The following is a 26,179-nucleotide window of genomic DNA, read 5'->3' as shown; positions in this document are numbered from 1 at the left end:
AGAGCGAGTTCGTCGGCCGCCAGAAGCGCCGCCGCTCTCGTTCGATGGCCGGGTTATAGGCCCCCCCAACCCAATCCGTCAACACCCGTTTTCATAAAAAATGAGAAAATCGACAAGTGTCTGATTTTATTATTGGATTTTGAAAAATCCTGATCGCAACTGCCCGAAACCACCCGTTAGGTCGGGAAAGCATCGCACGAAGCATGTGCCATGCGGTACACATGTACCGCATCCCCTCCCCTCTTCCGTGAAAACAGGAAAACGGCCCGGTGCATAACGAGAATGTCGGGGACAGCGGCGGTCTTTCGCTTGACTTCACACCAAACAAAAAGGGCGCCTGCGGATATCCGCGGCGCCCTCCCCTTTTCGCTTTTTTGCGACGGATCAGCCCTTGAGCTTGCCCATGATCTGCTCGAGGAAACCGAGCAGCACGGCCGAGACGACAAAGGCGAGGTGCATGAGGGTCAGCCACATCAGGCGCCCATCGGTATATTGCTGCACGTTGAGGAAGACCTGCAGCAGGTGGATCGACGAGATCGCGACGATGGACGAGGCGACCTTGATCTTCAGGCTGCCGGAATCGAGCTTGCCGAGGAAGGAAACGTCCTGCTCCGCCTCATCGAAACGGCTGACGAAATTCTCGTAGCCGGCGATCATCACCATGAGGATGAGGCTTGCGACCAGCGCGGCATCGATCAGGCCGAGCATGGCAAGGATCATCTGGGCATCGTCATAAACGAAAACGTTCTTTGCCACCTTGAGGAACTTGTAGAGGAAGGACACGGCATAGACGGCAAGCGCCGCTACGAGACCGAGGTAGAAGACCACAAGGATCCAACGGCTCGACAGGATAATGCGTTCGACGAGGAGTTCGAGGGATTTCATCGAAAAGGCTCCAGGGAATCGGCTAGTCGATGGTTGAATTAACCAATGCCCGTGCAGCCCGCAAGCCCAAGCGACGCATGGCAAAAGGGCGGTGTTGAAACACCGCCCTTCCTCAAAGGATTTGTTGGCTCTTTATCGGGCCCGACGGAACAGGCCCGCGACGAGCGACAGGACCAGAAGCGCCAGGAAGACGAAGAACAGGATCTGCGCGATCCCGGCGGATGCGCCAGCAATGCCACCGAAGCCGAGCAGGCCGGCGACAAGTGCAATGACGAGAAAGACCACAGCATAGTAGAGCATTTTTGAACTCCTTCTTTGTATCGCAGGAAAAACGACCGGATTTGAAAAAGGTTCCAGCACTTTCCCTGCACGAAACACATCGGGGCCGCTTTTTTCTTTTCATAAAACGATGCCGCCGCAGCCTTTCGGCTGCGGCGGCATGAGCGGAGACCAATATGGTCAGCGGCCTACCTAGTGGCGGCGCTCCCAATCATCGATCTGCCGCTCGGCCTCCTCCTTGGCGAGGCCATAGCGCTGCTGGATCTTGCCCGAGAGCTCGACCCGGCGCCCCTTGATCACGTCGAGATCGTCATCGGTGAGCTTGCCCCATTGAGCTTGGGCCTTGCCCTTGTATTCGTTCCACTTGCCTTCGATGATGTCCCAATTCATGTCGCTGTCCTTTCTGTTCCGTTGAACGCCATGGCGTTGACGATAGGGAAATCTTGTAGGCCCGGAAAAGTTCCGGGTATTCGTCAGTGCATTCTCGCCGTCGCTTGTACCGGATGCACATTTTCGGCGACGAGCATGCCATCGGCGGGCGGGGCTACCTGACGGACATCGATCTCGAGCCCCTTCTCCCGGCTCATATGCCAGCTGATTTCGACATCCTCCTCCACCCAGGCGGGATCGATTGCGGCGCAACGGGCATGCACGATGCGTCCTTTCACACCGGCCCCGCCGAGCGCGGCCGGCAAGGCGCCGACACATTCCTCCATGGATTCGAAGGCGACCTGCGGCGCTGGAAGCTCTTCGCAGGAAAGGCCGCCCGCGTTGCAGCCGATCAGAAGCATGAATGCGGCAATGTGTTCCATTTCACTCTCCATACTCATCCGGTTGGCACGCATTGGAATGGCCGGGAAATGGAGCGGGAGCAGAAAAGTTCCGTGGATCGGGACTGACGGGCCTGTCACATTTTTGGGAACAAAGTGCCTGCCGGCCCGTTGTCGGCCCATCGCTCCATTGCGAAGCGGACGTGAAAGGAAGCGCAGATGCTCGGCACCATTCTTCTCATCATCCTGATCCTTCTTCTGGTCGGCGCACTGCCGAACTGGGGATATAGCCGCGGCTGGGGTTACGGCCCGTCGGGCGGACTGGGCCTGATCGTCCTCATCCTTCTCATCCTCGTCCTCATGGGACGCATCTGATCACCTGAACCAGCCAGGAGCCGGAAACATGAAGAACATGATCATCGCGCTTGCGCTCGTTGCGTCCACCGTGACGCTTACCGCCTGCAGCCAGACCGAACGCGGCACGGCGATCGGTGCGGCCTCGGGCGCCATCATCGGCGGCGCCGTGACCGGCCGGGCCGGTGGCGCACTGGCAGGCGCCGCCATCGGTGGTGCCGCGGGCTATCTCATCGCCCGTTCGGACCGCAGCGGATACTGCATCTACCGCGATCGCCACGGTCGCCGCTACGAAGCACGCTGCCGGTAACCGGCAAGCCACTGAAAAACGAAACGGGCCTCCAGGCCCGTTTCTTCACGTCTGTGCAAGGAATATCGGATGTATTCAGGGATTGCCGTTGGCTTTCCGTTCGGCCTCGTCGAGCTTTTCCAGGAGATCGAGCAGCCGGTCAGGAACAGCCTCCGTCTCGATGACGTCGTAAAAGGATTTAAGCTTCCGGCCAACGGGACCGTTGGGGTCAAAGGCAGCCTTGGCGGGGGCGTTGCCGCTGCCACGTCTCTTGTCTTTGCTGGGCTCGATCATGGTCTTGTTTCCATTGCGTGCTGCCCGCTATCTTCCTTTTGCCCAAGATTCCCAATAGCAAGTCAGACTTAGCATGCTACCAATAGGTTTCCGCACAATGAACTCTAGCGGAAACGGTTCCGATGCGGAACATATTCAGGGAGAACTTCATGTCGCTTTCCACCCGTATCGCACCGCATCTCGCCTATCTCAGGCGTTTTTCCCGTGCCGTCACGGGCTCCCAGACCTCTGGCGACGCTTATGTGGCCGCCATGCTCGAAGCGCTCGTTGCCGATATTTCGATCTACCCGCAGGATCGCAGTGATCGGATCGCGCTTTACAGGCTTTATTGCACGCTCTTCGAGAACCTCGACGTCAGGTTGCCGGAGAACACATCGCCGTTCGGCTGGGAGCGCCAGGCCGCGGCAAACCTCGCCAACCTGCCGCCGGCGGAGCGCAAGGCCTTCCTTTTGATCGCCGTCGAGGGTTTCGACATGGTCGAGGCCGCCGACATTCTCGACGTTTCGGAAGAGCGCTTCGCCGAACTGCTCGACGAGGCCTCGCGCGACATTTCCAGCCAGGTCGCGACCGACATCATGATCATCGAGGACGAGCCGCTGATCGCCATGGACATCGAGGACATGGTGAAGGGCCTCGGCCACAATGTGACCGGCATCGCGCGCACCCATTCGGAAGCGGTGGAACTCTATCATCGCACCTCACCGCGCATGGTGCTCGCCGATATCCAGCTTGCCGACGGCTCGTCGGGCATCGACGCGGTCAACGACATCCTGAAGAACAGCACGATCCCGGTGATCTTCATCACCGCCTTCCCGGAACGGCTTCTGACCGGTGAAAAGCCCGAACCGGCCTTCCTCGTCACCAAACCGTTCAATCCCGACATGGTGAAGGCGCTGATCAGCCAGGCGTTGTTCTTTGACGAGCAGGCGCGGCTTGCCAAATCCGCATAACAAAAAGGCCCGCGAAAGCGGGCCTTTTCATTTCTGCCGTCCGGCTGCGCTTAGACAGCGGCGACGACGATGACTTCGACGAGGTATTCCGGCGTCGCGAGCTTGGACTCGCCGGTGGCGCGGGCGGGCGTGTGACCCTGCGGCGCCCAGGCGTCCCAGACCGCGTTCATCTTCGGGAAATCGGCCATGTCGGCGAGCCAGATCTGGGTGGAGAGAATGCGGGTCTTGTCCGTCCCGGCGAGCGCCAGCAGGCGATCGACCTCGGCCAGCGCCTGCTTGGTCTGCTCGGTGACGTCGGAGCCGGCCTCGCCGACCTGACCGGCCAGATAGACGGTACCGTTGTGCACGACGGCGCCGCTCATGCGGGGACCGGTTTCAAAGCGTTTGATGTCCATGTGTCGTTCCTGTCAGGTCGAAAAAATCTCTTGGAAACCCGCAGGCGCGTAACCCGCAGGCCCGTCGTCTATAGGGGGCGAAGCGCCGGGGCGCCAGTGGTCACCGGCAAATTCCCCCATGCATCATGCGCATCTCGCCAATCCTTCAAAGGCAGCGTCGACAATCGTCTCGATGGAGGCATCGATATCGACGGTGATGACACCCGGTTCGCCGGAGGGATCTTCCAGCGTCGCCAACTGGCTGTCGAGCAGGCTGGCCGGCATGAAGTGATCGCGGCGCGCGGTCATGCGGCTCAGCAGCAGGCCGCGACTGCCCTTCAGAAAAACGAAGGCAAGTTTGCCGCCGGCAGCCGCCCGCAGACGGTCGCGGTAGATCTTTTTGAGCGCAGAGCAGGAAATGACGATGCTCGCGTTCTCTGCAAGCGCATCGGAAAGCGCGTCCCCGATGATATCGAGCCAGGGCCAGCGGTCCGCGTCGTCAAGCGGAATGCCCCTCGACATCTTCTCGACATTCTCGGCCGGATGCAGGCTATCGCCTTCGATGAAGGCGGCAGGAAGGGCTGCGGCAAGACCCTCGGCGACCGAAGTCTTGCCGCAACCGGAAACGCCCATGACGACGATCGCGCGCGCGTTCGTCATAGCGTCAGGTCTCAGGCGACGCGCTTGCGGCGCTCGACGCGGGCGCGGATGGCGTCCACATCGACGCGAGGCGTCGCGGCGAAGAGCGTTTTGGTATAGCTGTGCTGCGGGTCCTCGAAGACCTGGTCGCGGCTGCCATATTCCACCGCCTCGCCGAAATACATCACCATCACATCATTGGCGATGTGGCGCACGACCGAGAGGTCATGGCTGATGAAGACGTAAGTCAGGTGGAACTCGTCCTGCAGGTCGGCGAGCAGGTTCAGCACCTGGGCCTGTACCGAGAGGTCGAGGGCCGAGACCGGCTCATCGAGCACCAGAAGGCGCGGATTGAGCATCAGCGCGCGGGCGATCGCCACACGCTGGCGCTGGCCGCCGGAGAACATATGCGGATAACGCGCATAGTGCTTCTCCTCGAGGCCCACCTTCTTCAGGATCGCCATGGCGCGGTCGCGCCGTTCATCCGCCGGGATTTTCGTGTTGATGACCAGCGGTTCCGTCAGGATATCGCCGATCTTCTTGCGCGGGTTGAGCGAACCATAGGGATTCTGGAAGACGATCTGCACCTTGCTGCGCATCTCGGAGGTCAGCGGCTCGCTGGCGATATCGACCTTGCGGCCGTCGATCAGCATGTCGCCTTCGGTGATCGGGTCGATCATCGTGACCATGCGGGCAAGGGTGGACTTGCCGCAGCCGCTTTCGCCGACGATGGCGAGCGTCTTGCCCTCCTCGACCTTGAAGCTCACGCCCTTGACGGCATGAACGGTCTTGGCCGGTTTGAAGAGGCTGCCGGGGATATGATAATCGCGCTTGAGGTTTTTTGCTTCGAGAACAGGGGTCATCGTACGGCTCCTGCAAAAATCTCGGCGTCCGTCAGCTTTTCCGTGATCGTGGGAAGACGGCCGCCGGTGGCGTTTTCCGGCAGGGCGGCGAGCAACGCCTGGGTATAGACACTCTTCGGAGCCGAGAAGAGCGACAGCACATCGGCCTGCTCGATCTGGCGGCCCTTGTACTGCACGATCACACGATCGGCGGTTTCGGCGACGACGCCCATGTCGTGGGTGATGATGATGAGGCCCATGCCGTGATCGGCCTGAAGCTTCATCAGCAAATCGAGGATCTGCTTCTGGATCGTCACGTCAAGCGCGGTGGTCGGCTCATCGGCGATCAGAAGCTTCGGATTGCAGGCAAGCGCGGTCGCGATCATCACGCGCTGGCACTGGCCGCCCGACATCTGGTGCGGGAAGTGACCGAGGCGCTCTTCCGGGTTCGGAATGCCGACCAGCTGGAACAGCTCGATCGCCCGGTCTCGGCGCGCCTTGCGGCCGAGATCGGTATGGATGCGCAGCACTTCCTCGATCTGGAAGCCCACCGTGAAGCAGGGGTTGAGGCTGGCCACGGGTTCCTGGAAGATCATGGCGATATCCTTGCCGATGATCTTGCGACGGTCGCTGTCCGACATGGCCTGCATGTCGCGACCGTTGAAGGTCAGCACATCGGCCGTCACCTTCGCCGTCCAGGGCAGAAGCCCCATGGCGGCGAGCATGGAGACGGACTTGCCCGAGCCGGATTCACCGACGATGGCGAGAACCTCGCCCTCGTCGACCTTGAGGGAAACACCATCCACCGCCCGGAAGGGGCCGGTGGCCGTCTGGAATTCAACGGTGAGGTTTTTGATTTCGAGAAGCGACATCACGACCTCTTCAGCTTGGGATCGAGGGCGTCGCGCAGGCCGTCACCCATCAGGTTGATGGCCAGCACGGTGATGAGGATGGCAAGACCGGGGAAGGTAACGACCCACCAGGCGCGCTGGATGAACTCGCGTGCTTCGGCCAGCATCGTACCCCATTCCGGCGTCGGCGGCTGGGCGCCCATGCCGAGGAAGCCGAGGGCTGCCGCATCGAGGATCGCCGCCGAGAAGGCGAGTGTCGCCTGAACGATGAGCGGTGCCAGGCAGTTCGGCAGGATCGTCAAGAACATCAGCCGCATGGTGCCGGCACCCGCGACCTTCGATCCGACGACATAGTCCTTGGACTTCTCGGTCATCACCGCCGCGCGCGTCAGACGCACGAAATGCGGCTGGTTGACGAGCGAGATGGCGATCATGGCGTTGACAAGGCCCGGACCCAGCACGGCCACCAGCACAAGCGCCAGCAGCAGCGAGGGGAACGCCAGGATGATATCCATGATGCGCATGATGAAGGTGTCGACCTTGCCGCGGAAATAGCCAGCGACGAGACCGATCAGTACGCCCGAAACCACCGACAGCGTCACGACGACGAGACCGATGAAGAGCGAGAAGCGCGCGCCGTAGATGAGGCGCGAGAGGATATCGCGACCGACGGCGTCGGTTCCGAGGATGTGTCCCCAGCTGCCGCCTTCCTGGAAGATGGTCGGCATGAGAAGGAGTTCGCGGTTCTGGTCGCTCGGGCTGTGCGGCGCGACGAAAGGCGCGAAGACAGCCACGAACAGGATGAACAGGAAGACGAAGAGGCCGATGACGGCGCCCTTGTTGCGCGAGAAATAGAACCAGAATTCGGAAAGGCCCGAGGGCGGCGAGCCACCCGTCTTGGTTTCGGCCGTGTTTTGAACAGTGCTCATGGACCGTCTCCTAGTGCCGGATACGCGGGTTGATCCAGCCGTAAAGCAGGTCGACCACGAGGTTGACGATCATGATGACGGCGGCGATCAGCATCAGGCCACCCTGCACCACGGCATAGTCGCGCTTGAAGACGCTATCGACCATCCACTTGCCGATGCCCGGCCAGGAGAAGATCGTCTCGGTGAGAATGGCGCCCGCCAGGAGCACGCCGACCTGCAGGCCGATCGTGGTGATGACGGGGATCATCGCGTTGCGCAGCGCATGGATGCCGATGACGCGGAAAGGCGACAGGCCCTTGGCGCGGGCGGTGCGGACATAGTCCTCGCCGAGCACTTCGAGCATGGCCGAACGCGTCTGGCGCGCGATGACGGCAAGCGGGATCGTCGCCAGCACGACCGTCGGCAGGATCAGGTAGGTGACCGCCGACTTGAAGGCGCCCGCCTGCCCCGAGATCAGGCTGTCGATCAGCATGAAGCCGGTGACCTGCGGGAAGAAGTACATCAGCGAGATGCGTCCCGAGACCGGCGTCCAGCCGAGATAGCCGGAGAAGAAGATGATGAGCAGCAAGCCCCACCAGAAGATCGGCATCGAGTAGCCTATGAGCGCGACGCCCATGATCGACTGGTCGAGCCACGTCCCCCGTTTCACCGCGGCCAGCACGCCGGCGGGAATCCCGAGCAGCACGGCAACGATGATGGCGCAGAGCGCCAGCTCCAGCGTCGCCGGGAAGAGCTGCAGGAAGTCGTCCAGCACCGGCCGCTTGGTCACGATCGACGAACCGAAGTCGCCCGTCACGAGACCGCCGAGATAGTCGAAATACTGGATATATATCGGCCGGTCGAGGCCGAGCTGCTGCATGAGCTCGGTATGCCGTTCCGGCGCCATGACGCGTTCACCCGACATCAGCATGACCGGATCGCCCGGCAGAAGTCGAATGAAGGAGAATGCGATGAGCGATACCCCGATGAACGTGGGTATCAGGACGGCGAGCCGTCCGAAGATAAAGCGAAACATGGGAGCCAATCCCTTCTTATTTTTGAAAAACCGGCGGCCCGAATGTCTTCGGACCGCCGGCCATAGCACGCTCTTGGCGGCGTGCGGTCGTCGTATTAACCGATATTACTCGGCAATGTCCACGCCGTCGAAGACGAAGTCACCGAGCGGCGACTGAACGAAGCCCGAGACCTTCTTGCTCATCGGAACGACGGCAAGCGAATGGTCGAGCGTGTTCCAGGGCGCTTCGCGCTTGAAGATGACCTGGGCCTCTTCATAGAGCTTCGTGCGCTCGGCAACGTCGGCGGTTTCCTTCGCCTTCGTCATCAGGTCGTCGAACTCCTTGTTGCACCACTGAGCGCGGTTGTTGCCGCCGACAGCGTCGCAACCGAGCAGGGTGTCGAGGAAGTTGTCCGGGTCGCCATTGTCGCCCGTCCAGCCGAGGATGGCCGCACCGTCGCGGTCCTTGGCGGACGAGAGCTTCAGGTATTCGGCCCATTCGTAGGAGACGATCTCGGCAGTGACGCCGATCTTGGCAAGGTCGGCCTGCATCAGTTCAGCTGCACGGCGGGCGTTCAGCATGTACGGACGGGCAACCGGCATCGCCCAGATCTTCATCTTGAGATCCGAGACGCCAGCATCCGCAAGCATCTTCTTGGCCGCTTCCGGATCAAACGCGTCGTCAACGACGGCGTCGTTATACGACCACATGGTCGGCGGGATCGGGTTCTTGGCAACCGTTGCGGCGCCCTGGAAGACGGCGTCGACGATGGCCTGGCGGTTGATCGCCATGTTGAGGGCCTTGCGGACCTCGACCTTGTCGAACGGCGGCACGAGCGTGTTGTAAGCGAGGTAGGCGACGTTGAGGCCGGCCTGCTCAGAGACGTGCAGGTTCGGATCAGCCTTCAGCTCGGCGACATCGGCAGCGTTCGGGTAGGACATCAGGTGGCATTCGCCGGCCTTCAGCTTCTGGGCGCGAACGGCAGCGTCCGTGGTGATCGCGAAGACGAGATCGTCGATCTTCTGCGCGCCACCCCAGTAGTCCGGGTTGGCCTTGTAACGGATGGCGGCATCCGGCTGGTAGGCAACGAAGGTGAACGGACCGGTGCCCAGCGGCTGCTGGTTCATCAGTTCCATCTTGCCGTCAGCCTGCAGCTTGTCGGCATATTCCTTCGAAACGATCGAGATGAAGGGCATGCCGAGGTTGGCGAGCAGCGGGGCTTCCGGGCGCTTCAGCGTGATCTTGACCGTCAGGTCGTCGACCTTCTCGATCTTGTCGATGACGTCAGGCAGGCCCATGCCGGCGAAGTATTCCCAGGAGGCGCCCGGAACATACTTGTTCCACGGGTTGTCCGCCTTGTACTGGCGTTCGAAGGAGAAGATCACGTCGTCGGCGTTCAACTCACGCGACGGGGTGAAATATTCGGTCGTCTGGAACTTCACGCCCTTGCGCAGGTGGAACGTATATTCCTTGCCGTCCGCGGAGATTTCCCAGCTTTCAGCCAGCGCGGGTTCCAGCTCGGTCGTGCCGCGCTTGAACTCCACCAGACGGTTGTAAACCGTGTGTGCTGCGGCGTCGAAGGTCTGACCGCCCGTGTAGAGACCGGGGTCAAAGCCTTCCGGCGACGCTTCCGAGCAATAAACGAAGGTCTTCGACCAGGCGGCCGTCGACATCAACGAGACGACCGCCGTCGCCGCGAGAAGAGTAGTCAGCTTTTTCATAGTGAGCTTCCCAGGTTTGCTTTTTTGTTCTCTTGTTGCGAGCGCGGGTGCATTTCCAGCCCCGGCTTGCGGGGATGGAACGACATTTGCCGCTCGATTGCAATAAGTCCGCGAACAAATTTGTCCAATCGGAAAAAACCGCAGAACTTTATTCTCCACAGCATTCGAAACCGCTTTAAAAGCACAGCGAATCAGTCACCAACCCTTGGTCAATCCCCACCACTTCTGATAGCGGCGATGCCGGGCCCGTGTCATATCGGGACAACGAGGCGAGAGGGGCTGTCCTTTTCTGCTTTCCTCCGTGGCGGCGGGGTAAAGCGAAAAGAAAAGGACAGCCTCGCTTTCATTTTCAGCCTTTGTTTCCAAAGGCTTGCCCCTCCCGCCCTCAAAAAAATGTCCTCCCCCGCGAAATTGTCCCGCAAAACCCTTTGCCGCCAGAGATTGCGGCGCTAGATTTCCCTTGTGGATTCTGGGGGTGGAGACCACGTGCCCGTGTTGAACAGACATTATCGACGGTATGATTTCGAAGGCGATCTTGAGAAGGCTCTCAATCGCGTCGATTTCTTTCGCATATTTCACACCATGGCGCTGCGCTACGACTTCGAGCATTTCGGCGTGCTGCAGCTCATCAACGAGCACGAGACGAGCCAGCTCGCGACGCGCCTGATGCTGCACGATCTGCCCGCAGGCCTGGCAGAAACCTATGACAAGCGGTACCGCCTCAACGACTCCACGCTGTTCAAGAGCTTTTACAAGTCGACGATCTCGACCGTGTGGCGCACCGTCGATCATTTCGAGAACGGTTCGCGCGACGGTTCCGATTTCCTTGACCAGATCGGCTTCGACATGGCGCTGTCCATTCCCGTGCATTCGGTAAACGGCATGCGCTATGTCGTGCTTTTCCTTGGCGACGGCGACGACATTACCCGTAACGAACACTACGAGATTTGCTACGAGGCGAATTGCGCCTTCGATTATTTCCATCGCCAGGTGCTGGCCAACAAGGCCGGCATGGGGTTGACCCCGCGCGAAACGGAGATCCTGCGCTGGATTTCCTACGGCAAGACGGCAAGCGAGATAGCCCTCATCGTGTCGGTCTCCGAGCATACGGTGAACTCGCACACGGCGACGATCCTGAAGAAGCTCGACGTGGTCAACCGCACGCAGATGGTGGCCAAGGCGATCCGCGAGCAGATCATACAGTAACGCCGCAAAACAGATCCCGAGCCACGGCCCCATTGACAGCCCACCCATATCAGCTTGGGATGACCGTCATTGGTGCCTGGGATAGTAGAGTTAGGGACTTGTTAATGCCCTCGCCCTTGATCAGAGTAACCTTGGGCGCAGCCCATCCGTTCAATGCAATCAGGTTCACCTACCGCCATGACAGCACCCGTGCATATCCTGCTCGTCGATGACGACCCCGCGGAAAACGTCATCCTCAGCGCGCTGATGCGCAAGGTCGCCAGCTATGCGATCACGCTGCATTATGTAGAGACGGTGGAGAGTGCGCTGGATTTCATTCGTACGACCGGCGGGCCGCTGGACATGATCCTGATGGACAACAGGCTCCAGCCGCAGGCGGACTTCCGCGAAACCGTTCCGGAACTGCGCCGCAACGGCTATATCGGGCCGGTCGGCGTTATCTCGTCGTCGATCAGCGATGCCTATTTCCAGAAGATCGACGACTACGGCGTCGATTTCCGCATCGACAAGGCCGAACTCGACCCGACGGCCATCGAATTCATTCTGCAGGAATATGTAAAGCGGGACGTCAGCGCCGGGGAATAACCATCGGCGTAACGTACCCGCTTCAAAACGTGCCGAACCGGCTGATGCCGGCGTCAGGCTGCCGGCTGCTGTATGAGCGGCGCGGTTTCGAGGCCGAGCAGCAGGCCGATCTGCGGGCGCGCCTTCACGAGGTCGTCGATCGTGTACTGCTGCAGCACTTCGAAGAAAGCGTTGAGCGCCTTGCGCAGCGCCGAATTGAGGCCACAGCTGTCGACCAGCGGGCACTCGACCTCACCCGCCTCGAAACATTCGGCCATGGCGAAGGAATCCTCCGTCACGCGCACCACGTCGAACAGGGTGATCTCGCTTGCCGCTCTCGGCAGCCGCACGCCGCCATTGCGGCCGCGCACCGTCTCGATGATGCCGGCGCGGGTCAGCGGCTGGAGAATCTTGAACAGAAACAGTTCCGAAACGCCATAGGCCCGGGCGATTTCCGGAATGCGGCTGAGCTTTCCACTATTCGCCGCGCAGTACATCAACATGCGCACGGCATAGTTGGTTTGTTTTGTCAGACGCATCGGAAACTCCGAATCCGGTTTTTGAGGTTCCACGACATATAGGGCAGATCGTGATTTAGAACAATTCCAAAAAGCGGAAAATCACATTCATGTTATGCCAGTGGTCGCACGGTTGACTGCGAGGGGCAAGCCGCTAAAGACGACTTTGGCAGTAAAGAATAAATACGCCAGGAGGACCCGATGCCATTGCTCAAGACGTCTCTCGCCGCCCTCGCCCTCTCGACCGCCGGTCTGGCTTTCGCCGCGCCCGCTTTCGCAGAGGGTGAAGTCAATATCTATTCCTATCGCCAGCCGGATCTGATCAAGCCGCTGCTCGACGAATTCACCAAGGAAACCGGCATCACGACCAACGTGCTTTTCCTTGACAAGGGCTTGGTGGAACGCATCCAGGCGGAAGGCGCCAACTCGCCGGCCGACGTCATCCTGACGGTCGATATCTCGCGCCTCACCGAAGCCAAGGATGGCGGCGTGACGCAGCCGATCGCAAGCGACGTCATCAGCAAGGACATCCCCGCGCAATACCGCGACCCTGACGGAAACTGGTTCGGCCTGACGACGCGCGCCCGCGTCGTCTATGCCTCCAAGGATCGCGTCGCGCAGAACGAGATCACCTACGAGGAACTTGCCGATCCCAAGTGGAAGGGCAAGATCTGCACGCGCGACGGCCAGCACTCCTATAACATTGGCCTCACCGCCTCGATGATCGCCCATCACGGCGAAGCAGAGGCCGAAAAGTGGCTGACGGGCCTGAAGAACAACCTCGCGCGCAAGCCCGACGGCGGCGACCGCGACCAGGCCAAGGCCATCCTCGCCGGTGAATGCGATCTCGCGCTCGGCAATTCCTACTATGTCGGCCTCATGCAGACCAACGAGAAGGAGCCGGAGCAGAAGGATTGGGCGGCCGCCATCAAGGTGCTTTTCCCGAACGCCAACGACCGTGGCGCGCATGTCAACGTTTCCGGCATGGCCCTGGCCAAGAACGCGCCGAACAAGGACAATGCGCTCAAGCTGATGGAATTCCTGTCTGCCGGCACCGCGCAGCAGATCTACGCCGAACAGGTCTACGAATATCCGGTCCTGCCGGGCGCGGAGCCCTCCGCCGTCGTCAAATCCTTCGGAACGCTGAAGGCCGATGCGCTGCCGCTTATCGACATCGCGGCCAACCGCAAGAAGGCCTCCGAGCTGGTCGACAAGGTCGGCTACAACGACGGTCCGGCGCAGTAACAACCAGCCTCCCAAGGCAAACACGGAAACGGCGGCTCTCGGGCCGCCGTTTTCATTTCCGCCTGCTGTCCGCCCTATTGCAGGTCCGGATCCGACTGGCCGGAGATGATCCGGGCGTAATCGGTGATCTCCTTCTTGCGCTGCGGCGTACCGGGATGGGTGGAAAGAAGGCTGGTATCCGACTTGTCGCCGAGCTTTTCCTCCAGCAGCGTGAAGAAGCGGGCAATCGCCGTCGGGTCGTATCCGGCCTTGGCCATCAGCTCGACCGAGCGGCGGTCGGCGGCGCTCTCGGCATCGCGCGAATAGGACAGCGCCAGAAGACCGCCGCCCTGCACCAGCACGTCCTCGACACTGGAGCCGACATCGCCGGCAATCAGCATGATGAGGCCCGTCATGCCCGCGGCGCGATAGAGTTGCCGCAGGCTGTGTTCGAGTTCGACATGGCCGATCTCGTGCGCCAGAACGCCGACGATCATCTCCGTGTCCTTGCCAGCCATCTCGACCAGCTGGTCCGTGACGACAAGCGTGCCGTCCGGCAGCGCGAAGGCGTTCGGCCCGATAAAGCCGCCATCGCGGAAATTGAGCGTGTAGGCGCCGGTCCCGCGCGGCGACTGCGCGGCGATGCGCGCAAAGCCGTCGGCGATCTCCTTGCGTTTGTCATCGGGGAGTTTGGTCGGCGAGAAGGTCGTCTTGTCGAGTGCCTGCAGCGTGCCCTGCGACATCAGTTCAGGCACGATCGGCGGCGTGGTGAGGATCGCGACCTCGACCAGCGCCGGCACACCCCAACGATAGACGATGCCGCCGAGCACGAAGGCAGCGAGCACGATGACGATGAGGCGCAGACGGAACTGCTCCAGCCAGTGCACCAGCCCCGCCCCGCCCTTGCCGCGCGCCGCGAGATAGCGGTCGACGCCGTCATTGTCCCAGGTCTCGAAGACCGAGCCATCCGGAAAGGTCACCCGGCGCGGGATCGAGCCGACGCGAGCGGAAATTTCTATCCAGGAAAGACCTGCACCGGCGAGCGGCTTTTCGCCCGCCACCGGCAGCGCGGCAATCTCCCCGGCGCGCTCGACGAGGCGAGCCTCGATCGAGCGGCTTGAGCCGGCGGGGTGCCAATCTCCACTGGCGATGGCCCCGTCGGCGGCAATTGCATTCTCAGAAGCCAAAGTCGAAACCTTCAAAGTCCATGAACTCGGCCCCAACGGCCGAACCCTGCGCCTCGAGCGTGCTAAACAGCTCGCCGACATCGCCGTTGAAGGTAATGCCTGTGTGCTCCCAGGTATAGCGCGCCATGCGAACCGCCGCCCAGGGCCGCATCAGGCCGAAGGTGAGGAGCGTGACGATGACGTTGCTGATGGCGATCCAGGTGTAGCGGGTGCGCGACAGGTCGCTCATCAGCTGGTGCTTGGCGTCGAAGGTCGTTGCCGACCAGGCGATGTTGCGCACGCCGGCACGGTAGAACAGGCCGGCGATACCCAGCGTCGAGAACAGCACGACGTAGCCGACGGCGATGCTGATGAAGACCGGAATCTGCTGCTCCGGCGTCAGAGAGCCGGGCGTTTCAATCATCGGCAGGATGAGGGAGAGGTTCGCGACGACGAGAAGCGCCACAATGCCGAGGCCGACGACGGCGATCAGGAACGACAGGAACCAGGATTTGTAGATGGCGCCCAGCTTCGGGTCCGTATCGAAGGCCTTGCCGCCGTAGCGCAGATTCGAGCCGATGTAGCGCGAGACCCAGCGGCTGGCGAGCGGCGTGAGGATGCCGAGCGTGATAACGGCCAGGAGACCACCGAGGATGAAAGCCTTGAAGGCCCCACCCGCGCCGCCGACGAAATCAAAACGTACGTTGCGGTAGCTCGTGACGCGTGCACTGAAGCGCAAGCCCTTGGCGACGAGCCACGGCAGCGCGATCAGCACGGCCAGCGTCGGCAGGAGAACAAGGATGGGCAAGACGGCTGCGATGATGTTGAGCACGACGAAGGCGCCGAGAACGATCAGTCGACCGATGAGGATTTGCACGCCCCTCGCATGATATTCGAAGGACCGGCCGAGCAGCACGGTGTTGCCGAAGAAGTAACGGTTACGCCGGACCTTCGCCCAGGCGGAATAGATGCCGATCGTCAGGATCGTCAGGAGAACGTTGACGATCCAGATGCCGAAATATTCCGACGCCTTGCCGGTAAAAGTAACGCGATGAAAGCCGCCCGCCTGCCCTGCGGGTTGCGGCGATCCTGCCAAAGACATGGTTGCCCCCTTCAAAATACAAAAAGCACGAGGGAGTAACGGGCCGCGCTTGCGGCCTATTCTTCGCAAAGCACAAAAAACTGGCAATGCAAAAAGGGCCCCCATGCGGGAGCCCTTTCCTTGGTCAATCCTCTCGGAGGATCACTTCATCGTCGGCATGACGAATTCGGCACCGTCCTTGATGCCGGACGGCCAGCGGCTCGTGATCGTCTTCGTGCGGGTCCAGAACTTGATCGAGTCAGTGCCGTGCTGGTTGAGATCGCCGAAGGACGAGGACTTCCAGCCGCCGAAGGAATGATAGGCGAGCGGAACCGGGATCGGAACGTTGACGCCGACCATGCCGATGTTGATGCGGCTGGCGAAGTCGCGGGCGGCGTCGCCGTCACGGGTGTAGATCGCGACGCCGTTGCCGTATTCGTGCTTCATCGGCAGGTCGAGGGCTTCCTCGTAGTTCTTGGCGCGAACGACGGAGAGAACCGGACCGAAGATTTCGGTCTTGTAGATCTCCATGTCCGGCGTAACGTTGTCGAACAGGCAGCCGCCGACGAAATAGCCGTCTTCATAGCCCTGCAGCTTGAAGCCGCGGCCATCGACGACGAGGTTGGCGCCCTCTTCGATACCCTTGTCGATGAGGCCAAGGATGCGGGCCTGGGCTTCCTTCGTGACAACAGGACCCATATCGGCCTTGTCGTCGGTGTAGGGGCCGATGCGCAGGCTCTCGATCATCGGGGTGAGCTTTTCGATGAGGCGGTTTGCGGTTTCCTCACCGACCGGGACGGCAACCGAGATCGCCATGCAGCGCTCGCCGGCCGAGCCGTAGCCGGCGCCCATCAGGGCGTTGGCGGCCTGGTCGAGATCGGCATCGGGCATGATGATCATGTGGTTCTTGGCACCGCCGAAGCACTGGGCGCGCTTGCCGTTGGCAGCGGCCGTACCATAGACGTAGCGGGCGATCGGCGTGGAACCGACGAAGGAAACGGCGGCGATATCCGGATGCGCCAGGATGCCGTCGACCGCACCCTTGTCACCGTTGACGACGTTGAGGATGCCGGCGGGCAGGCCGGCTTCGATCATCAGTTCGGCAAGGCGGATCGGCAGCGACGGATCGCGCTCGGAAGGCTTCAGGATGAAGGCGTTACCGCAGGCGATGGCGGGTGCGAACATCCACATCGGGATCATGCCCGGGAAGTTGAACGGCGTGATGCCCGCGCCGATGCCGACCGGCTGGCGGATCGAGTACATGTCGATGTTCGGGCCGGCGCCTTCGGTGAATTCACTCTTCATGAGATGCGGAATGCCGATGACGAATTCGCAGACTTCGAGGCCGCGAATGACGTCGCCCTTCGAATCTTCGACCGTCTTGCCGTGTTCCTTGGAAACCAGCACGGCCAGTTCGTCCATATGCGTGTTCAGGAGCTCGACGAACTTCATGAAGACGCGGGCGCGGCGCTGCGGGTTGGTGGCGGCCCATTTCGGCTGCGCGGACTTCGCGCTGTCGATGGCGGCCTGGAGATCGGCATCGCTGGCAAGCGCGACCTGCGCCTGAACTTCACCGGTTGCCGGGTTGAAGACATTGGCGGTGCGGCCGCTGGTGCCGGGCACCTGCTTGCCGTGGATGAAGTGACCGATCTGGTACATGGGGAGTCCTCCGTGGTTATGGAGAGATCATCGCACTTCAATTTGCACAACTCAATCGCCTCATGTAAGGAACCGTTGTGCAAAAATCAAAGTCGGAGGCCCGATGAACTGGGATGACGCACGGCTGTTCCTGGCGGTTGCCCGCACCGGCCAGATCCTCGCCGCCTCCCGCCGCCTCGGCGTCAACCACGCGACGCTCAGCCGCCGCGTCAGTGCGCTGGAGGAGGCGCTGAAGACCCGTCTGCTCATCCGCCGCACCAATGGATGCGACCTTACCGCCGAGGGTGAGGCGTTCTTGCGGGCCGCCGAGCGGATGGAGACGGAGATGCTGGCCATGCAGGCGAGCATCGGCCGCATCGACACGGCCGTTGCCGGCACCGTGCGCGTCGGCGCGCCCGACGGCTTCGGCGTGTCGTTCCTCGCACCGCGCCTCGGGCGGCTGACGGCGCGGCATCCCGAACTGAAGATCCAGCTTGTGCCGGTGCCCCGCTCCTTCTCGCTTTCGCAGCGCGAGGCCGATATCGCGATCACGCTGGAGCGGCCGGAACAGGGACGGCTCGTCTCGTCGAAACTGACGGACTATACGCTCGGCCTCTATGCCTCCCGCGACTATCTCGAGGAGAATGGCACGCCCGAGAACGTCGAGCACCTGAAGGCCCATCGCCGCGTCGGCTATGTGGAAGACCTGATCTTCACGGCATCGCTGAATTTCACCGGCGAGATCATGCGCAGCTGGGATGCGAGTTTCGAGATTTCCAGCGCCACCGGCCAGACGGAGGCGGTGCGCTCCGGCGCCGGCGTCGGCATCCTGCATGACTATATCGCCCGGCAATATCCCGAACTGGTGCGGCTGCTGCCGGCAAACACCATTCGCCGCGCCTACTGGACGACGTGGCACGAAAGCGCGCGCGACCTTGCCCGCGTGCGCACCGTCGCCGAGTTCGTGCAGGAACTCGTTCGACAGGAACACGCCATCTTCCTGTGAGGATCACTCGGCGTTGAGCGCAATGGTCCCGGGCATCGGCACCAGCGCGCTCCTTGCCTTTGTCTTCGGCTTTTCGATCGGCTCTTCCAAGACGGCGACCTTCACCTTCTTTTCGCCCGGCAGGGGAACGCGCACGGCATTGCGGATGACAACCCGCTCCTCCGCCGGCCTTTCCTCCACCACGCGGCGCTTCGGCAAACGGCGCGGCTCGATCTCGACGCTGTCATCGGCCACGACGACGGGCTCGGCACGAACCAGCACTGGCTGGGTCTGCGAGTAGCCGCTACCGCCTGCATATTGCAGCATGTCGAACGTGTTGCGCGTCACCGGCTTCATGCGCAACCCGCCCATGACGGCGGCGATGCGCTCCTGCGACATCGCCGGATGGCAGAAACGCAGGCGCACCTGCGCCGCATAAGCGCTCACGCGCTCGGCCGAAACGCGCTTGGCGAGCTGCCAGGCATAGAGGCAGCTGCCGGAAGTGCCGAGCGGGCCGGTCGCGTAGCCATAGACGCCCTGCCCGTTCTGTCCCGGCACGTCACTGATCCGCATGGCGACGCCCGGCAGCGCCTGGCGCATCTCGGCGATGACGGCGCGGCGTGTCGGTGCGCGCAGGAAGGTCATGCCTTCGGAGGGCTGGCCCACCCGTACCGTCAACACGTTCTCGCCGGCCGAAGCCGTCGCGTTGGAATAGACGATCGCCTGCTCGAAGAAGCCGCTGCGCGCCGTCTGCCGCACGCTCTGGATACGACCCGAGGCCGATGGCAGATAGGCCACCGCGAAATCAGGAGAAACCTCGGTCGAGAGCGGCGGCGCATCCGGATGGATAGCGCCGGTTTCCAGAAACGGGTCCTGCACCGTCGTGGAGCAGCCGGCGGCGAGGAAAGGGAGTGCGGCGAGGATCAGCCAGCGCATGAGGGTCCTATCGGAGGGTGGTATTGGAGGCGGAAAGACCGACGGCGGACGCCGGATCGTAGAACTGCATGTTCAGGCGGGCGAAAACGGCCTTGGCCTGCCCGCGATTGCCGAGATGGTAATAGGACCAGCCGCGCAGCTGGCTGAGATCCGCCGGTTCGGCAACGAGGCTGGCGCGAGCGTTCAGCGCATCCAGAACGTTCTGATACTGCTTGTGATCGAAGGCCGAGCGGGCGCGCTGCCAGTAGATTTCAGCCCGGACCTCGCGCTCGCGCTTTTCCGACATCGCATAGGTCGCGACCATGGCTTCGGCGTCGTCCGTCAGACGGCCGCGCAGCAGCGTGAGGGCAGCGCCATAGGCGGCATCCTGTTGCGTGCGGCTGTTGTTCAGCGCGGATTCGAAGGCGTTGCGGGCGTCCGCGAGGCGGCTGAGTTCCAGATAGCACCAGCCCTTGATCAGCATGGCATCGGCCGAAACCTTGCCGCGCGCTTCCAGGGCGGAAACATCCTTGACGCAGGCGCTGTAACGCTTGGCCTTGAAATGCGCGAGGTAGCTGGTCCCGCCACCGCCGGTGGACGACGCAGTGGCGACCGGCATCTCGACGGCCACGCTGCGGCGCCCCTTCGGCGGGGTCGCGACCTTTATCTCGACCCAGATCTCCGGATAGATATCGCGGTACTCGTCCTCCAGCGCCGCATAGTCCTTCTTCGCGCCGAGACGGAGCAGGCTGAGGGCAAGCCCCTTGACGCGCACCGGTGCGCTTTCCCAATCGAGCGACTTCTCGAACCAGGCTTTTGAAGCCTCGAACTGGCTGGAATTATAGGCATACCAGGCGAGGATTTCCGCGTGGTCGGCATCCGAGGTCGCAAGGATCGCGTTGCTGTAGGCCGTCACCGTCTTGATGTCGGCATCCGGCTGGTCGGGCTTCGAGAAGCGCAGTGACAGCGCGTTCATCAGGAATTCCGGATCGTCCGAAAACTCCTCGATATAGTCTTCCGCGACCGCATAGGCCTCCTCCTGCTTGTTTTCTGCGGCAAGCGAGAGATACAGGCCCTTGGCGTTCTCCTCGTCGCGGCGCTTGACCAATGCGGCCTTGAACCAGCGTGCGGCGCTCTCGGGCGCCTTCAGTTTCAAGTCGTACCAGCCGAGCAGCGACAGGTCTTCGAGGCGCTCACCTTTCTCGGCCAGCGCGCGCAGCTTGGCGACCTCGCCTTCGGCGATCGGCGTCTGGCGCTTTTCATCCGCGTTGAAATCCGCGACGTCCTTGCGCGTCAGGTCGAGTTCGACGGGCTGAAGACCGGCCTGGAGCATGGGGGACGTCGCCAGCACGCCCATCGCCTTGCGCACATCCTCGGAGGAGAAGTCGCGGGTCGACTTCTGCAGCGTGGTCAGGATCCGCGCATCCGGCAGGCGCTTGTCGCCCTCGCGGAAGAGTAGGCCGCGATAGGCACCGGTCAGCGCATCCTTGGCGCCCGTCTCGGCATAGGCGTCGAGCAGCATCCAGACGAGATCGACTTCCGTTTCCGTCGACGGATCGAGCGCCTTGGCCGCCTCGATAACACCTATCCAGTCTTTTCGCGCGGTGGCGGCCATCATCTCGACGCGCTGCTTGCGGCGGGCAAGTTTGCCGGAGAAATCCTCGCTCGGGCTCCACTGCGGATTCTCCGTCTGGCGGCGGCCGATTTCGGCGGCGATGCCGACGAAATCGTTCTTCTCGTAGAGCGCCCAGAGCGTGGTTTCATCCACCTGCTGTGCCACCGGCGCATAGACATCGGCCGGTACGACGAAGTCCGGATATTTCAGCCGAAGCCGGCTCGTCTCGGCCTCAAGCCGGTCCTGCTGCTGCTGTTCCGCATAGTAGTAAAGCGCAGCAAGCTCGACTTCGCCAGGGCCGGACTTGGTTTCCTCCGCCAGCGCGCAAGGCGAAAGCGCCGAGGAGCCGAGCAGCAGGGCGGTCAGAAAAAGAGATGATCTCATCGGTCGGACCTCACGCCCTTGCGCGGCACCGTCAGGCCAAGCCAGACGGCGAAGAGGCCGAGGCAGGCGAGAACGAGCACGACATAAATCTGGAAATTGTCGGAGAACCAGGCGGCCGCGACGCGACGCAGGTTACCGGGGCTGCGATCGGCGAGATCGGCGACATAGCGATCCGCCGCCGGAAGGCTGACGAGCGACAGGCTTGCCGTCTCGATCGTCGCCGTGCCGCCCTGAAGATCGCGCCAGACCGCCGGTTCGACGAGCCGTTGCACGCCGGCATCGATATCGCGCGGCGAGTTCGCCTGAAGAACCGTCCAGGTGGCGAGGCCATCGGGCGAGCGCATCTGCGACAGCGTTACCAGCGAGCCCTCGCCATGCGGGACCACGCGCGTCGCATTTTCGCCCTCGTAGCTCAGCCAGCGGCCGAAGCTGCGCGACGCAGCCGAAAGCCAGAGCTGCGCGCGTGACCCGAAGGAAAGCTCGCCCTCGTCGGCAGCCGTCGAATTGTGGAAGGCCTGAAGCAGGTCGGCGGTGTCGTTGCCGGTGCCGGCGGCGGCATCCGACACCGAAGCCGTGCTGACCGGATCGGGCTTCAGCAGATCGGCGACAGAGGCGTTGATATCGCCGGCATCAGGAAAGGCCGCCTTGCTGGACGCACCGAGTTCGGCGAAGTCGTTCTGCGAGGAAACGATGAGCGCATCGCGCCCTGTGCCTTGCGCCGGGGCACCGATGGCGATCTTCGCCGTCAGGGGTGCACGGGCCGACAGCGCGAGGCGCGTCAGCATGGAGAGGCCGGCGGCGGCGGACTGGCTGTCGGCACGGTCGATCACCAGATCGAACGGCTTGCCGCCGCCATAGGGATAGGCCTTGCCGGCAAGCGCCGCGAGATCCGGCAGCCGGCCGATGCGGGCAAGCGCCGGGACCTCGATCGCCGTCGTGTCGAGCAGGATGAAACGCGGCTTGCCGTCGTCACGCTCTTCCGGCCGGCAAGCGGCGTCCGCGACCGTCGGCAGCTCGGCCAGCAGTTCGACGCGGTTGGCGCCGGGGCGAAAGGCACGCAGCGGCAGCTCTATGCGCTTGCCGTCGAACTGCTCGCCCTCGCGGTTGCGGAAGGGATAGCTTTTCACGACCTTGTCGTTGACGCGTACGAGAAGCTGCGCGGTCTGTTCCAGCCCGGGTGACGTCGCCGCATGGAGGCGAAGGTCGAGCGTGGCATATTCCGCCGGATAGAAATCGGCGGGCATGTCGACGGTGAAATCGGTGCGCGACAGGCGGCCGGAGAAGACGCGGGTCTCGTAGCCGGTCTCTTTCAGCATGCGCCGTTCACCGGCATCGACCACCAGAGCGCCCCTGCCCTTTGCGAAGACGCCCGACTTGAGGCCATCGGCCATCGGCCCCTTCACGGCTGCCAGGACGGCGGCATTGACATCGCCGAGATTGGCGGCGTGCAGCACGACGGTCGCGCGGTCCGGCGTTGCGCCGGCCTGTACCGACAGTCCGCGCGGGACATTGGCGATGCCGAGCTTTGCGAGCGTCGCCGACCCGCCGCGGTCCATGGCCATGACGAGATCGACGCCCGCTCCCGTGCCGGGCTTGTCGTCCACCGAGATCGTCACATCGTCACGGTTGAGAAAAAGGATGAGCGATTGCAGGATCGGCGCGACCTCATTCAGCGCTTCGGTGCTGAGAGCCCCGGGCACGACGACGCGCACATCCGTGCGACTGTTGGCGTTGCGACGGACGGCGAGCAGGCTGTCGAAATCGGAGAACGACGCGGAGGACGACGTGGCAAAACCGCTTTGCGCGGGATCGAGCTTCGTCCAGAGTTCGTAGGTCGCGTCCAGCGAGCAATCGACGCGATGGTGCTGGCGCGCGCGGATGCGCACCACATTGCGGCCAGCCTTGAGAAGGTCAGAAGCGATGGCGATTTTTTCCGTCAACACGCCATTCGGCGAGGCGATGGCGAAGCTGCCGGCATCGCGGCCATTGACCTCGATATCCATCTTCGCGGTATCCGGAAGCACAGAGACGGCGTTGATATAGGCGAGGTTCAGGGTGCCCCCGGCGGAAACCTGCGGCCCGTCGAGCGCGAAGGTGAAGGTCGCGACATCGTCTTCGCCCGACAGCGTGTAGGCGTCGGCCGACTGTTCGAAGGGGACGAGCCTATTGCCGGAGGCAACGGCCTGCCCCTTCTGCGTTCTAACCTCGACGGGTTGCGGCAGGAGGCCGCCTGACAGCGTCGTGCTTTCCAGCAGCGGCTTGACGGCATCGGCAACCAGCCCTTCCGCCCGGCCGGCATCGGCCGAGGCGACGAGGAGGGCCAGGCCCAGCATTCCGAGAAGAGAGGTCTTAGCCATAGGCCTGGGTTCCTGTGAGGACCGGCGGCAGCTCGGCTGCGCGACCGGGAATCTGGGCGTTGTTCTCCTTGACGACGATCGGGGCGTCAGCGGACGATTTGACGGCGTTCTCGCGGATGAGGCCGGCGGAGTAGCGCAATGCCCGGAACGTCTCGCGGATGCTCCAGAGCGCGAAGCGCGAGGTGCCCCAGAAGAAGCTGCCGCGCACCTGACGACGCACGAGGCGCTCCTGCAGGACTGCCTGGTCGGAAAACATCAGCTCGGCGATGGCCATGAAGGTTTCCGGCGTGCGCTCCTTGTAGGCGAAGCCGTAGACGGCGCCTTCGCCTTCGCCGCGGCTGGAGCGGCAGATCACGTCGAAGGCGATGATCTGGCCGGCGCGGCGCAGCTGTATCGTCGCTTCGAGCGGATTGTCGAGATCGAGCGCCAGAGCCTGTTCGACGAACTCCACCGAAATGCCGCCCGAGGAGGCATCCTGGATGATGATGTTGTGGAGCTTGCCATCGACCTTCATCAGGGCATGACGCTTGACCGGCAGGCGCTGGTTACGGCGCAGTTCCCGGCGCTCGGCGACGACGCCGAGGGCGGCACCGGCCAGACCGAGATTGATGAGGTTCCAGCCGGCGACGATGGTGAGCAGTTCGGTCGCGACCGGCTCCGTCAGGAAGCGGTAGCCGGAATAGAGGGCAGCCGCGAGCAGGACGAAGAAGATGATGAAATAGGGCCGTGCCAGCGGCGACAGCATGCTGCGGTCGAGCGTCTGGCCCTTGGCCGTCACGTTGAAGGTGGGCTTCCTTGGATTGCGGATCACGCTGACGATCGAGCCGAAGAGCAGCACCGACTGGATATATTCGTAGAGTTCGGAGACCCAGGGCCAGCGTACGCGGCCGTAGAGGTAGCTCTGCATGGCGAAGGAGCCGATGAGATAGGTCACCGCATAGGAGGCGAATTCGAGAATGTTCGCCTGGTAGATCTCCAGCGAGAAGAAGATGTAGAGCAACGGGGAGAAGACGAAGGCAAGACGCGACAGCGGGAACAGCCAGAACAGGTTGATGCCCGCGTAGCAGATACGCTGGGAAAGCGTCAGGCCCTTGGCGAGGAACGGACGGTTCAGGAGCAGGATCTGCAGCATGCCCTGGCACCAGCGGGCGCGCTGGCCGATGAAGGAGACGAAGGTCTCCGGCTGGAGGCCGGCGATCAGCGGCTTGTCGACATAGAGGCTGTGCCAGCCCTTGGAATGCAGCGCCAGCGCCGTCTCGCAATCCTCGGTGATCGACTGGCCGGAAAAACCGTTTGCCGTGGCCAGCGCCGAGCGTCTGAGTACCGCCGCCGAGCCGCAGAAGAACGAGGCGTTCCATTTGTCGAGCCCGCGCTGCAGGATCGAATAGAACATCTCGTTTTCCGACGGCATGCGCGCGAAGGTCTGGAGGTTCTTTTCCAGCGGGTCCGGGTTCAGGAAGTAATGCGGCGTCTGGACAAGGAAGAGCTTCTTGTCCTTGGCGAAATAGCCGACGGTCTCGCGCAGGAACTCGCGCACTGGAGCATGGTCTGCATCGAAGACGACGACGAGTTCGCCATGCGAGACCTTTAGACCCTCGTTGAGGTTGCCGGCCTTGGCATGGTCGTTCTGCTTGCGGGCGTGGTAGACGACGCCGAGCGAGGCGCACAGCGCCTTCAGCTGCTCGTGGCGGCGGATGGCGGCAATCGAGATGCGCGGATCCCTATGGTTGCGCTTCGCCTCGGTACCGCCGTCGTCGAGCAGATAGACGGTCAGCTTGTCCTTCGGGTAGTGCAGCGACTTGGCGGCCGCGAGCGTGCCGGCCAGAAGCTCCGGCTCCTCGTTGTAGGACGGGATGAAGACGTCGACGGTCGGGAGATCGGCGGTATCGCCAAGCTCCGGCGCCTTGCGCTTCAGGGGATCGGCCAGCATGAAAAAGCTGATCGCCAACATGGCGAGGCAATACATCTCGGCGAGATACAGGATCAGGCCGGGAATGAAATTCAGCGGTTCGTAGATGCTCGGCAATGTCTCGGTGGTGCGCCAGAACGCGTAGCGCATGGCGAGAATGCCGGCAAAGATGAAGGTGACGAGCCGCAGGGTGGTGTTCTCGGGACGAGTCATCGCCAGGAACATCACGCCGAGCACGGCGAAACTCAGAATAAGCTGGGCCTGGAGGCTGAGCGGCAGCCAGAGAAGGAACAGCCCGACGAAGCCGGCGGGCACAGCCAGCCACTTGACGCACGTCATGTGCATTTGAAGAACCCCATTTGCATCGCGGCAGCGCGTCATGCGAACCGGCCCCCGTCATGGGAACGGGATGACCCTAGGGATTCATTGGTCAACGGATTCCTAA

Annotated in this window: 27 protein-coding genes; 7 read left to right on the top strand and 20 right to left on the bottom strand. The window is 62.4% G+C overall.

Features of this window, described 5'->3' with window-relative positions:
- Positions 1-384: 384 nt before the first annotated feature.
- The 4 genes from MUO32_RS19080 to MUO32_RS19065 form a co-directional block, all read right to left on the bottom strand.
- Complete coding sequence (locus tag MUO32_RS19080; RefSeq protein WP_257949940.1) at positions 385-885, bottom strand: TIGR00645 family protein; 501 nt, start codon at positions 883-885, stop codon at positions 385-387.
- A gap of 132 nt (positions 886-1,017) precedes the next feature.
- Positions 1,018-1,185: a DUF1328 domain-containing protein gene (locus MUO32_RS19075; RefSeq protein WP_117368344.1), complete on the bottom strand. Its 168-nt coding sequence runs from the start codon at positions 1,183-1,185 to the stop codon at positions 1,018-1,020.
- Positions 1,186-1,356: 171 nt separating this feature from the next.
- Positions 1,357-1,554, bottom strand: a complete 198-nt coding sequence (locus MUO32_RS19070) for a CsbD family protein (RefSeq protein ID WP_257949939.1) — start codon at positions 1,552-1,554, stop codon at positions 1,357-1,359.
- An 83-nt stretch (positions 1,555-1,637) separates the two neighbouring features.
- Entirely contained in the window at positions 1,638-1,976 is a 339-nt protein-coding gene (locus tag MUO32_RS19065) for a hypothetical protein (RefSeq protein WP_257949938.1), read from the bottom strand.
- Between the two features lie 177 nt (positions 1,977-2,153).
- Between MUO32_RS19065 and MUO32_RS19060 the strand changes: the two genes are divergently transcribed.
- Both MUO32_RS19060 and MUO32_RS19055 read left to right on the top strand, forming a co-directional pair.
- Positions 2,154-2,309: a DUF3309 domain-containing protein gene (locus MUO32_RS19060; RefSeq protein WP_257949937.1), complete on the top strand. Its 156-nt coding sequence runs from the start codon at positions 2,154-2,156 to the stop codon at positions 2,307-2,309.
- Between the two features lie 28 nt (positions 2,310-2,337).
- Entirely contained in the window at positions 2,338-2,598 is a 261-nt protein-coding gene (locus MUO32_RS19055) for a YMGG-like glycine zipper-containing protein (protein ID WP_257949936.1), read from the top strand.
- Positions 2,599-2,673: 75 nt separating this feature from the next.
- On the opposite strand, the gene MUO32_RS19050 is transcribed toward MUO32_RS19055, so the two are convergent.
- Positions 2,674-2,871: a NepR family anti-sigma factor gene (locus MUO32_RS19050; RefSeq protein ID WP_257949935.1), complete on the bottom strand. Its 198-nt coding sequence runs from the start codon at positions 2,869-2,871 to the stop codon at positions 2,674-2,676.
- Between the two features lie 149 nt (positions 2,872-3,020).
- On the opposite strand from MUO32_RS19050, the gene MUO32_RS19045 reads away from it, so the two are divergent.
- A complete protein-coding gene (locus tag MUO32_RS19045) occupies positions 3,021-3,821 on the top strand; it encodes a response regulator (protein WP_257949934.1) in 801 nt (266 codons plus the stop codon).
- Positions 3,822-3,871: 50 nt separating this feature from the next.
- Here MUO32_RS19045 and MUO32_RS19040 read toward each other — a convergent pair whose 3' ends face one another.
- The 7 genes from MUO32_RS19040 to MUO32_RS19010 all read right to left on the bottom strand — a co-directional run bounded on the left by MUO32_RS19040 (position 3,872) and on the right by MUO32_RS19010 (position 10,172).
- Entirely contained in the window at positions 3,872-4,216 is a 345-nt protein-coding gene (locus tag MUO32_RS19040) for a RidA family protein (RefSeq protein ID WP_257949933.1), read from the bottom strand.
- Positions 4,217-4,339: 123 nt separating this feature from the next.
- The gene (locus MUO32_RS19035) at positions 4,340-4,855 is read right to left on the bottom strand and encodes a gluconokinase (protein WP_257949932.1); all 516 of its coding nucleotides are present in this window, start codon (positions 4,853-4,855) and stop codon (positions 4,340-4,342) included.
- Between the two features lie 11 nt (positions 4,856-4,866).
- Positions 4,867-5,697: a dipeptide ABC transporter ATP-binding protein gene (locus MUO32_RS19030; protein WP_257949931.1), complete on the bottom strand. Its 831-nt coding sequence runs from the start codon at positions 5,695-5,697 to the stop codon at positions 4,867-4,869.
- The gene (locus MUO32_RS19025) at positions 5,694-6,548 is read right to left on the bottom strand and encodes an ABC transporter ATP-binding protein (protein ID WP_257949930.1); all 855 of its coding nucleotides are present in this window, start codon (positions 6,546-6,548) and stop codon (positions 5,694-5,696) included. The genes MUO32_RS19030 and MUO32_RS19025 overlap by 4 nt, the downstream gene beginning before the upstream one ends.
- A complete protein-coding gene (locus MUO32_RS19020; RefSeq protein WP_257949929.1) occupies positions 6,548-7,456 on the bottom strand; it encodes an ABC transporter permease subunit in 909 nt (302 codons plus the stop codon). The genes MUO32_RS19025 and MUO32_RS19020 overlap by 1 nt, the downstream gene beginning before the upstream one ends.
- Positions 7,457-7,466: 10 nt before the next feature.
- On the bottom strand, positions 7,467-8,471 hold the full coding sequence (locus MUO32_RS19015; protein WP_257949928.1) for an ABC transporter permease subunit: 1,005 nt from the start codon (positions 8,469-8,471) through the stop codon (positions 7,467-7,469).
- A gap of 105 nt (positions 8,472-8,576) precedes the next feature.
- Positions 8,577-10,172 carry an ABC transporter substrate-binding protein gene (locus tag MUO32_RS19010; RefSeq protein WP_257949927.1) on the bottom strand — a complete coding sequence of 532 codons (1,596 nt, stop codon included), beginning with the start codon at positions 10,170-10,172 and terminating at the stop codon, positions 8,577-8,579.
- A 492-nt stretch (positions 10,173-10,664) separates the two neighbouring features.
- On the opposite strand from MUO32_RS19010, the gene MUO32_RS19005 reads away from it, so the two are divergent.
- Positions 10,665-11,378: a LuxR family transcriptional regulator gene (locus tag MUO32_RS19005; protein WP_257949926.1), complete on the top strand. Its 714-nt coding sequence runs from the start codon at positions 10,665-10,667 to the stop codon at positions 11,376-11,378.
- A gap of 177 nt (positions 11,379-11,555) precedes the next feature.
- Entirely contained in the window at positions 11,556-11,963 is a 408-nt protein-coding gene (locus MUO32_RS19000; protein WP_257949925.1) for a response regulator, read from the top strand.
- A 53-nt stretch (positions 11,964-12,016) separates the two neighbouring features.
- On the opposite strand, the gene rirA is transcribed toward MUO32_RS19000, so the two are convergent.
- Complete coding sequence (gene rirA / locus MUO32_RS18995; protein ID WP_257949924.1) at positions 12,017-12,481, bottom strand: iron-responsive transcriptional regulator RirA; 465 nt, start codon at positions 12,479-12,481, stop codon at positions 12,017-12,019.
- A 180-nt stretch (positions 12,482-12,661) separates the two neighbouring features.
- On the opposite strand from rirA, the gene MUO32_RS18990 reads away from it, so the two are divergent.
- A complete protein-coding gene (locus MUO32_RS18990; protein ID WP_257949923.1) occupies positions 12,662-13,705 on the top strand; it encodes a Fe(3+) ABC transporter substrate-binding protein in 1,044 nt (347 codons plus the stop codon).
- Between the two features lie 74 nt (positions 13,706-13,779).
- Here MUO32_RS18990 and MUO32_RS18985 read toward each other — a convergent pair whose 3' ends face one another.
- The 3 genes from MUO32_RS18985 to MUO32_RS18975 form a co-directional block, all read right to left on the bottom strand.
- Positions 13,780-14,853: a M48 family metallopeptidase gene (locus MUO32_RS18985; RefSeq protein WP_257949980.1), complete on the bottom strand. Its 1,074-nt coding sequence runs from the start codon at positions 14,851-14,853 to the stop codon at positions 13,780-13,782.
- Positions 14,854-14,860: 7 nt separating this feature from the next.
- A complete protein-coding gene (locus MUO32_RS18980; RefSeq protein WP_257949922.1) occupies positions 14,861-15,952 on the bottom strand; it encodes a YjgN family protein in 1,092 nt (363 codons plus the stop codon).
- A gap of 141 nt (positions 15,953-16,093) precedes the next feature.
- Positions 16,094-17,590, bottom strand: a complete 1,497-nt coding sequence (locus MUO32_RS18975; protein ID WP_257949921.1) for a CoA-acylating methylmalonate-semialdehyde dehydrogenase — start codon at positions 17,588-17,590, stop codon at positions 16,094-16,096.
- A 103-nt stretch (positions 17,591-17,693) separates the two neighbouring features.
- Between MUO32_RS18975 and MUO32_RS18970 the strand changes: the two genes are divergently transcribed.
- Positions 17,694-18,575 carry a LysR family transcriptional regulator gene (locus MUO32_RS18970; protein WP_257949920.1) on the top strand — a complete coding sequence of 294 codons (882 nt, stop codon included), beginning with the start codon at positions 17,694-17,696 and terminating at the stop codon, positions 18,573-18,575.
- A gap of 3 nt (positions 18,576-18,578) precedes the next feature.
- Here the strand turns inward: MUO32_RS18970 and bcsN are convergent, their stop codons facing one another.
- The 4 genes from bcsN to bcsA are packed head-to-tail and all read right to left on the bottom strand — an operon-like array spanning position 18,579 to position 26,079.
- Complete coding sequence (gene bcsN, locus MUO32_RS18965; protein ID WP_257949919.1) at positions 18,579-19,490, bottom strand: cellulose biosynthesis protein BcsN; 912 nt, start codon at positions 19,488-19,490, stop codon at positions 18,579-18,581.
- A gap of 7 nt (positions 19,491-19,497) precedes the next feature.
- The gene (locus tag MUO32_RS18960; protein ID WP_257949918.1) at positions 19,498-21,468 is read right to left on the bottom strand and encodes a hypothetical protein; all 1,971 of its coding nucleotides are present in this window, start codon (positions 21,466-21,468) and stop codon (positions 19,498-19,500) included.
- Entirely contained in the window at positions 21,465-23,825 is a 2,361-nt protein-coding gene (locus tag MUO32_RS18955) for a cellulose biosynthesis cyclic di-GMP-binding regulatory protein BcsB (RefSeq protein ID WP_257949917.1), read from the bottom strand. Before MUO32_RS18955 ends, MUO32_RS18960 begins: the two co-directional genes overlap by 4 nt.
- The gene (gene bcsA, locus MUO32_RS18950) at positions 23,818-26,079 is read right to left on the bottom strand and encodes a UDP-forming cellulose synthase catalytic subunit (RefSeq protein ID WP_257949916.1); all 2,262 of its coding nucleotides are present in this window, start codon (positions 26,077-26,079) and stop codon (positions 23,818-23,820) included. Before bcsA ends, MUO32_RS18955 begins: the two co-directional genes overlap by 8 nt.
- Positions 26,080-26,179: the final 100 nt, after the last annotated feature.

It is taken from the genome of Shinella sp. CPCC 101442 (genome assembly GCF_024704725.1).
Lineage (GTDB): Bacteria > Pseudomonadota > Alphaproteobacteria > Rhizobiales > Rhizobiaceae > Shinella.
This window is presented reverse-complemented; position numbering and strand designations above follow the sequence as displayed.

Coding starts and splice junctions, on each gene's coding strand:
- MUO32_RS19080 (WP_257949940.1), bottom strand. CDS start 885: ATGAAATCCCTCGAACTCCTCGTCGAACGCATTATCCTGTCGAGCCGT.
- MUO32_RS19075 (WP_117368344.1), bottom strand. CDS start 1,185: ATGCTCTACTATGCTGTGGTCTTTCTCGTCATTGCACTTGTCGCCGGC.
- MUO32_RS19070 (WP_257949939.1), bottom strand. CDS start 1,554: ATGAATTGGGACATCATCGAAGGCAAGTGGAACGAATACAAGGGCAAG.
- MUO32_RS19065 (WP_257949938.1), bottom strand. CDS start 1,976: ATGGAACACATTGCCGCATTCATGCTTCTGATCGGCTGCAACGCGGGC.
- MUO32_RS19060 (WP_257949937.1), top strand. CDS start 2,154: ATGCTCGGCACCATTCTTCTCATCATCCTGATCCTTCTTCTGGTCGGC.
- MUO32_RS19055 (WP_257949936.1), top strand. CDS start 2,338: ATGAAGAACATGATCATCGCGCTTGCGCTCGTTGCGTCCACCGTGACG.
- MUO32_RS19050 (WP_257949935.1), bottom strand. CDS start 2,871: ATGATCGAGCCCAGCAAAGACAAGAGACGTGGCAGCGGCAACGCCCCC.
- MUO32_RS19045 (WP_257949934.1), top strand. CDS start 3,021: ATGTCGCTTTCCACCCGTATCGCACCGCATCTCGCCTATCTCAGGCGT.
- MUO32_RS19040 (WP_257949933.1), bottom strand. CDS start 4,216: ATGGACATCAAACGCTTTGAAACCGGTCCCCGCATGAGCGGCGCCGTC.
- MUO32_RS19035 (WP_257949932.1), bottom strand. CDS start 4,855: ATGACGAACGCGCGCGCGATCGTCGTCATGGGCGTTTCCGGTTGCGGC.
- MUO32_RS19030 (WP_257949931.1), bottom strand. CDS start 5,697: ATGACCCCTGTTCTCGAAGCAAAAAACCTCAAGCGCGATTATCATATC.
- MUO32_RS19025 (WP_257949930.1), bottom strand. CDS start 6,548: ATGTCGCTTCTCGAAATCAAAAACCTCACCGTTGAATTCCAGACGGCC.
- MUO32_RS19020 (WP_257949929.1), bottom strand. CDS start 7,456: ATGAGCACTGTTCAAAACACGGCCGAAACCAAGACGGGTGGCTCGCCG.
- MUO32_RS19015 (WP_257949928.1), bottom strand. CDS start 8,471: ATGTTTCGCTTTATCTTCGGACGGCTCGCCGTCCTGATACCCACGTTC.
- MUO32_RS19010 (WP_257949927.1), bottom strand. CDS start 10,172: ATGAAAAAGCTGACTACTCTTCTCGCGGCGACGGCGGTCGTCTCGTTG.
- MUO32_RS19000 (WP_257949925.1), top strand. CDS start 11,556: ATGACAGCACCCGTGCATATCCTGCTCGTCGATGACGACCCCGCGGAA.
- rirA (WP_257949924.1), bottom strand. CDS start 12,481: ATGCGTCTGACAAAACAAACCAACTATGCCGTGCGCATGTTGATGTAC.
- MUO32_RS18990 (WP_257949923.1), top strand. CDS start 12,662: ATGCCATTGCTCAAGACGTCTCTCGCCGCCCTCGCCCTCTCGACCGCC.
- MUO32_RS18980 (WP_257949922.1), bottom strand. CDS start 15,952: ATGTCTTTGGCAGGATCGCCGCAACCCGCAGGGCAGGCGGGCGGCTTT.
- MUO32_RS18975 (WP_257949921.1), bottom strand. CDS start 17,590: ATGTACCAGATCGGTCACTTCATCCACGGCAAGCAGGTGCCCGGCACC.
- MUO32_RS18970 (WP_257949920.1), top strand. CDS start 17,694: ATGAACTGGGATGACGCACGGCTGTTCCTGGCGGTTGCCCGCACCGGC.
- bcsN (WP_257949919.1), bottom strand. CDS start 19,490: ATGCGCTGGCTGATCCTCGCCGCACTCCCTTTCCTCGCCGCCGGCTGC.
- MUO32_RS18960 (WP_257949918.1), bottom strand. CDS start 21,468: ATGAGATCATCTCTTTTTCTGACCGCCCTGCTGCTCGGCTCCTCGGCG.
- MUO32_RS18955 (WP_257949917.1), bottom strand. CDS start 23,825: ATGGCTAAGACCTCTCTTCTCGGAATGCTGGGCCTGGCCCTCCTCGTC.
- bcsA (WP_257949916.1), bottom strand. CDS start 26,079: ATGCACATGACGTGCGTCAAGTGGCTGGCTGTGCCCGCCGGCTTCGTC.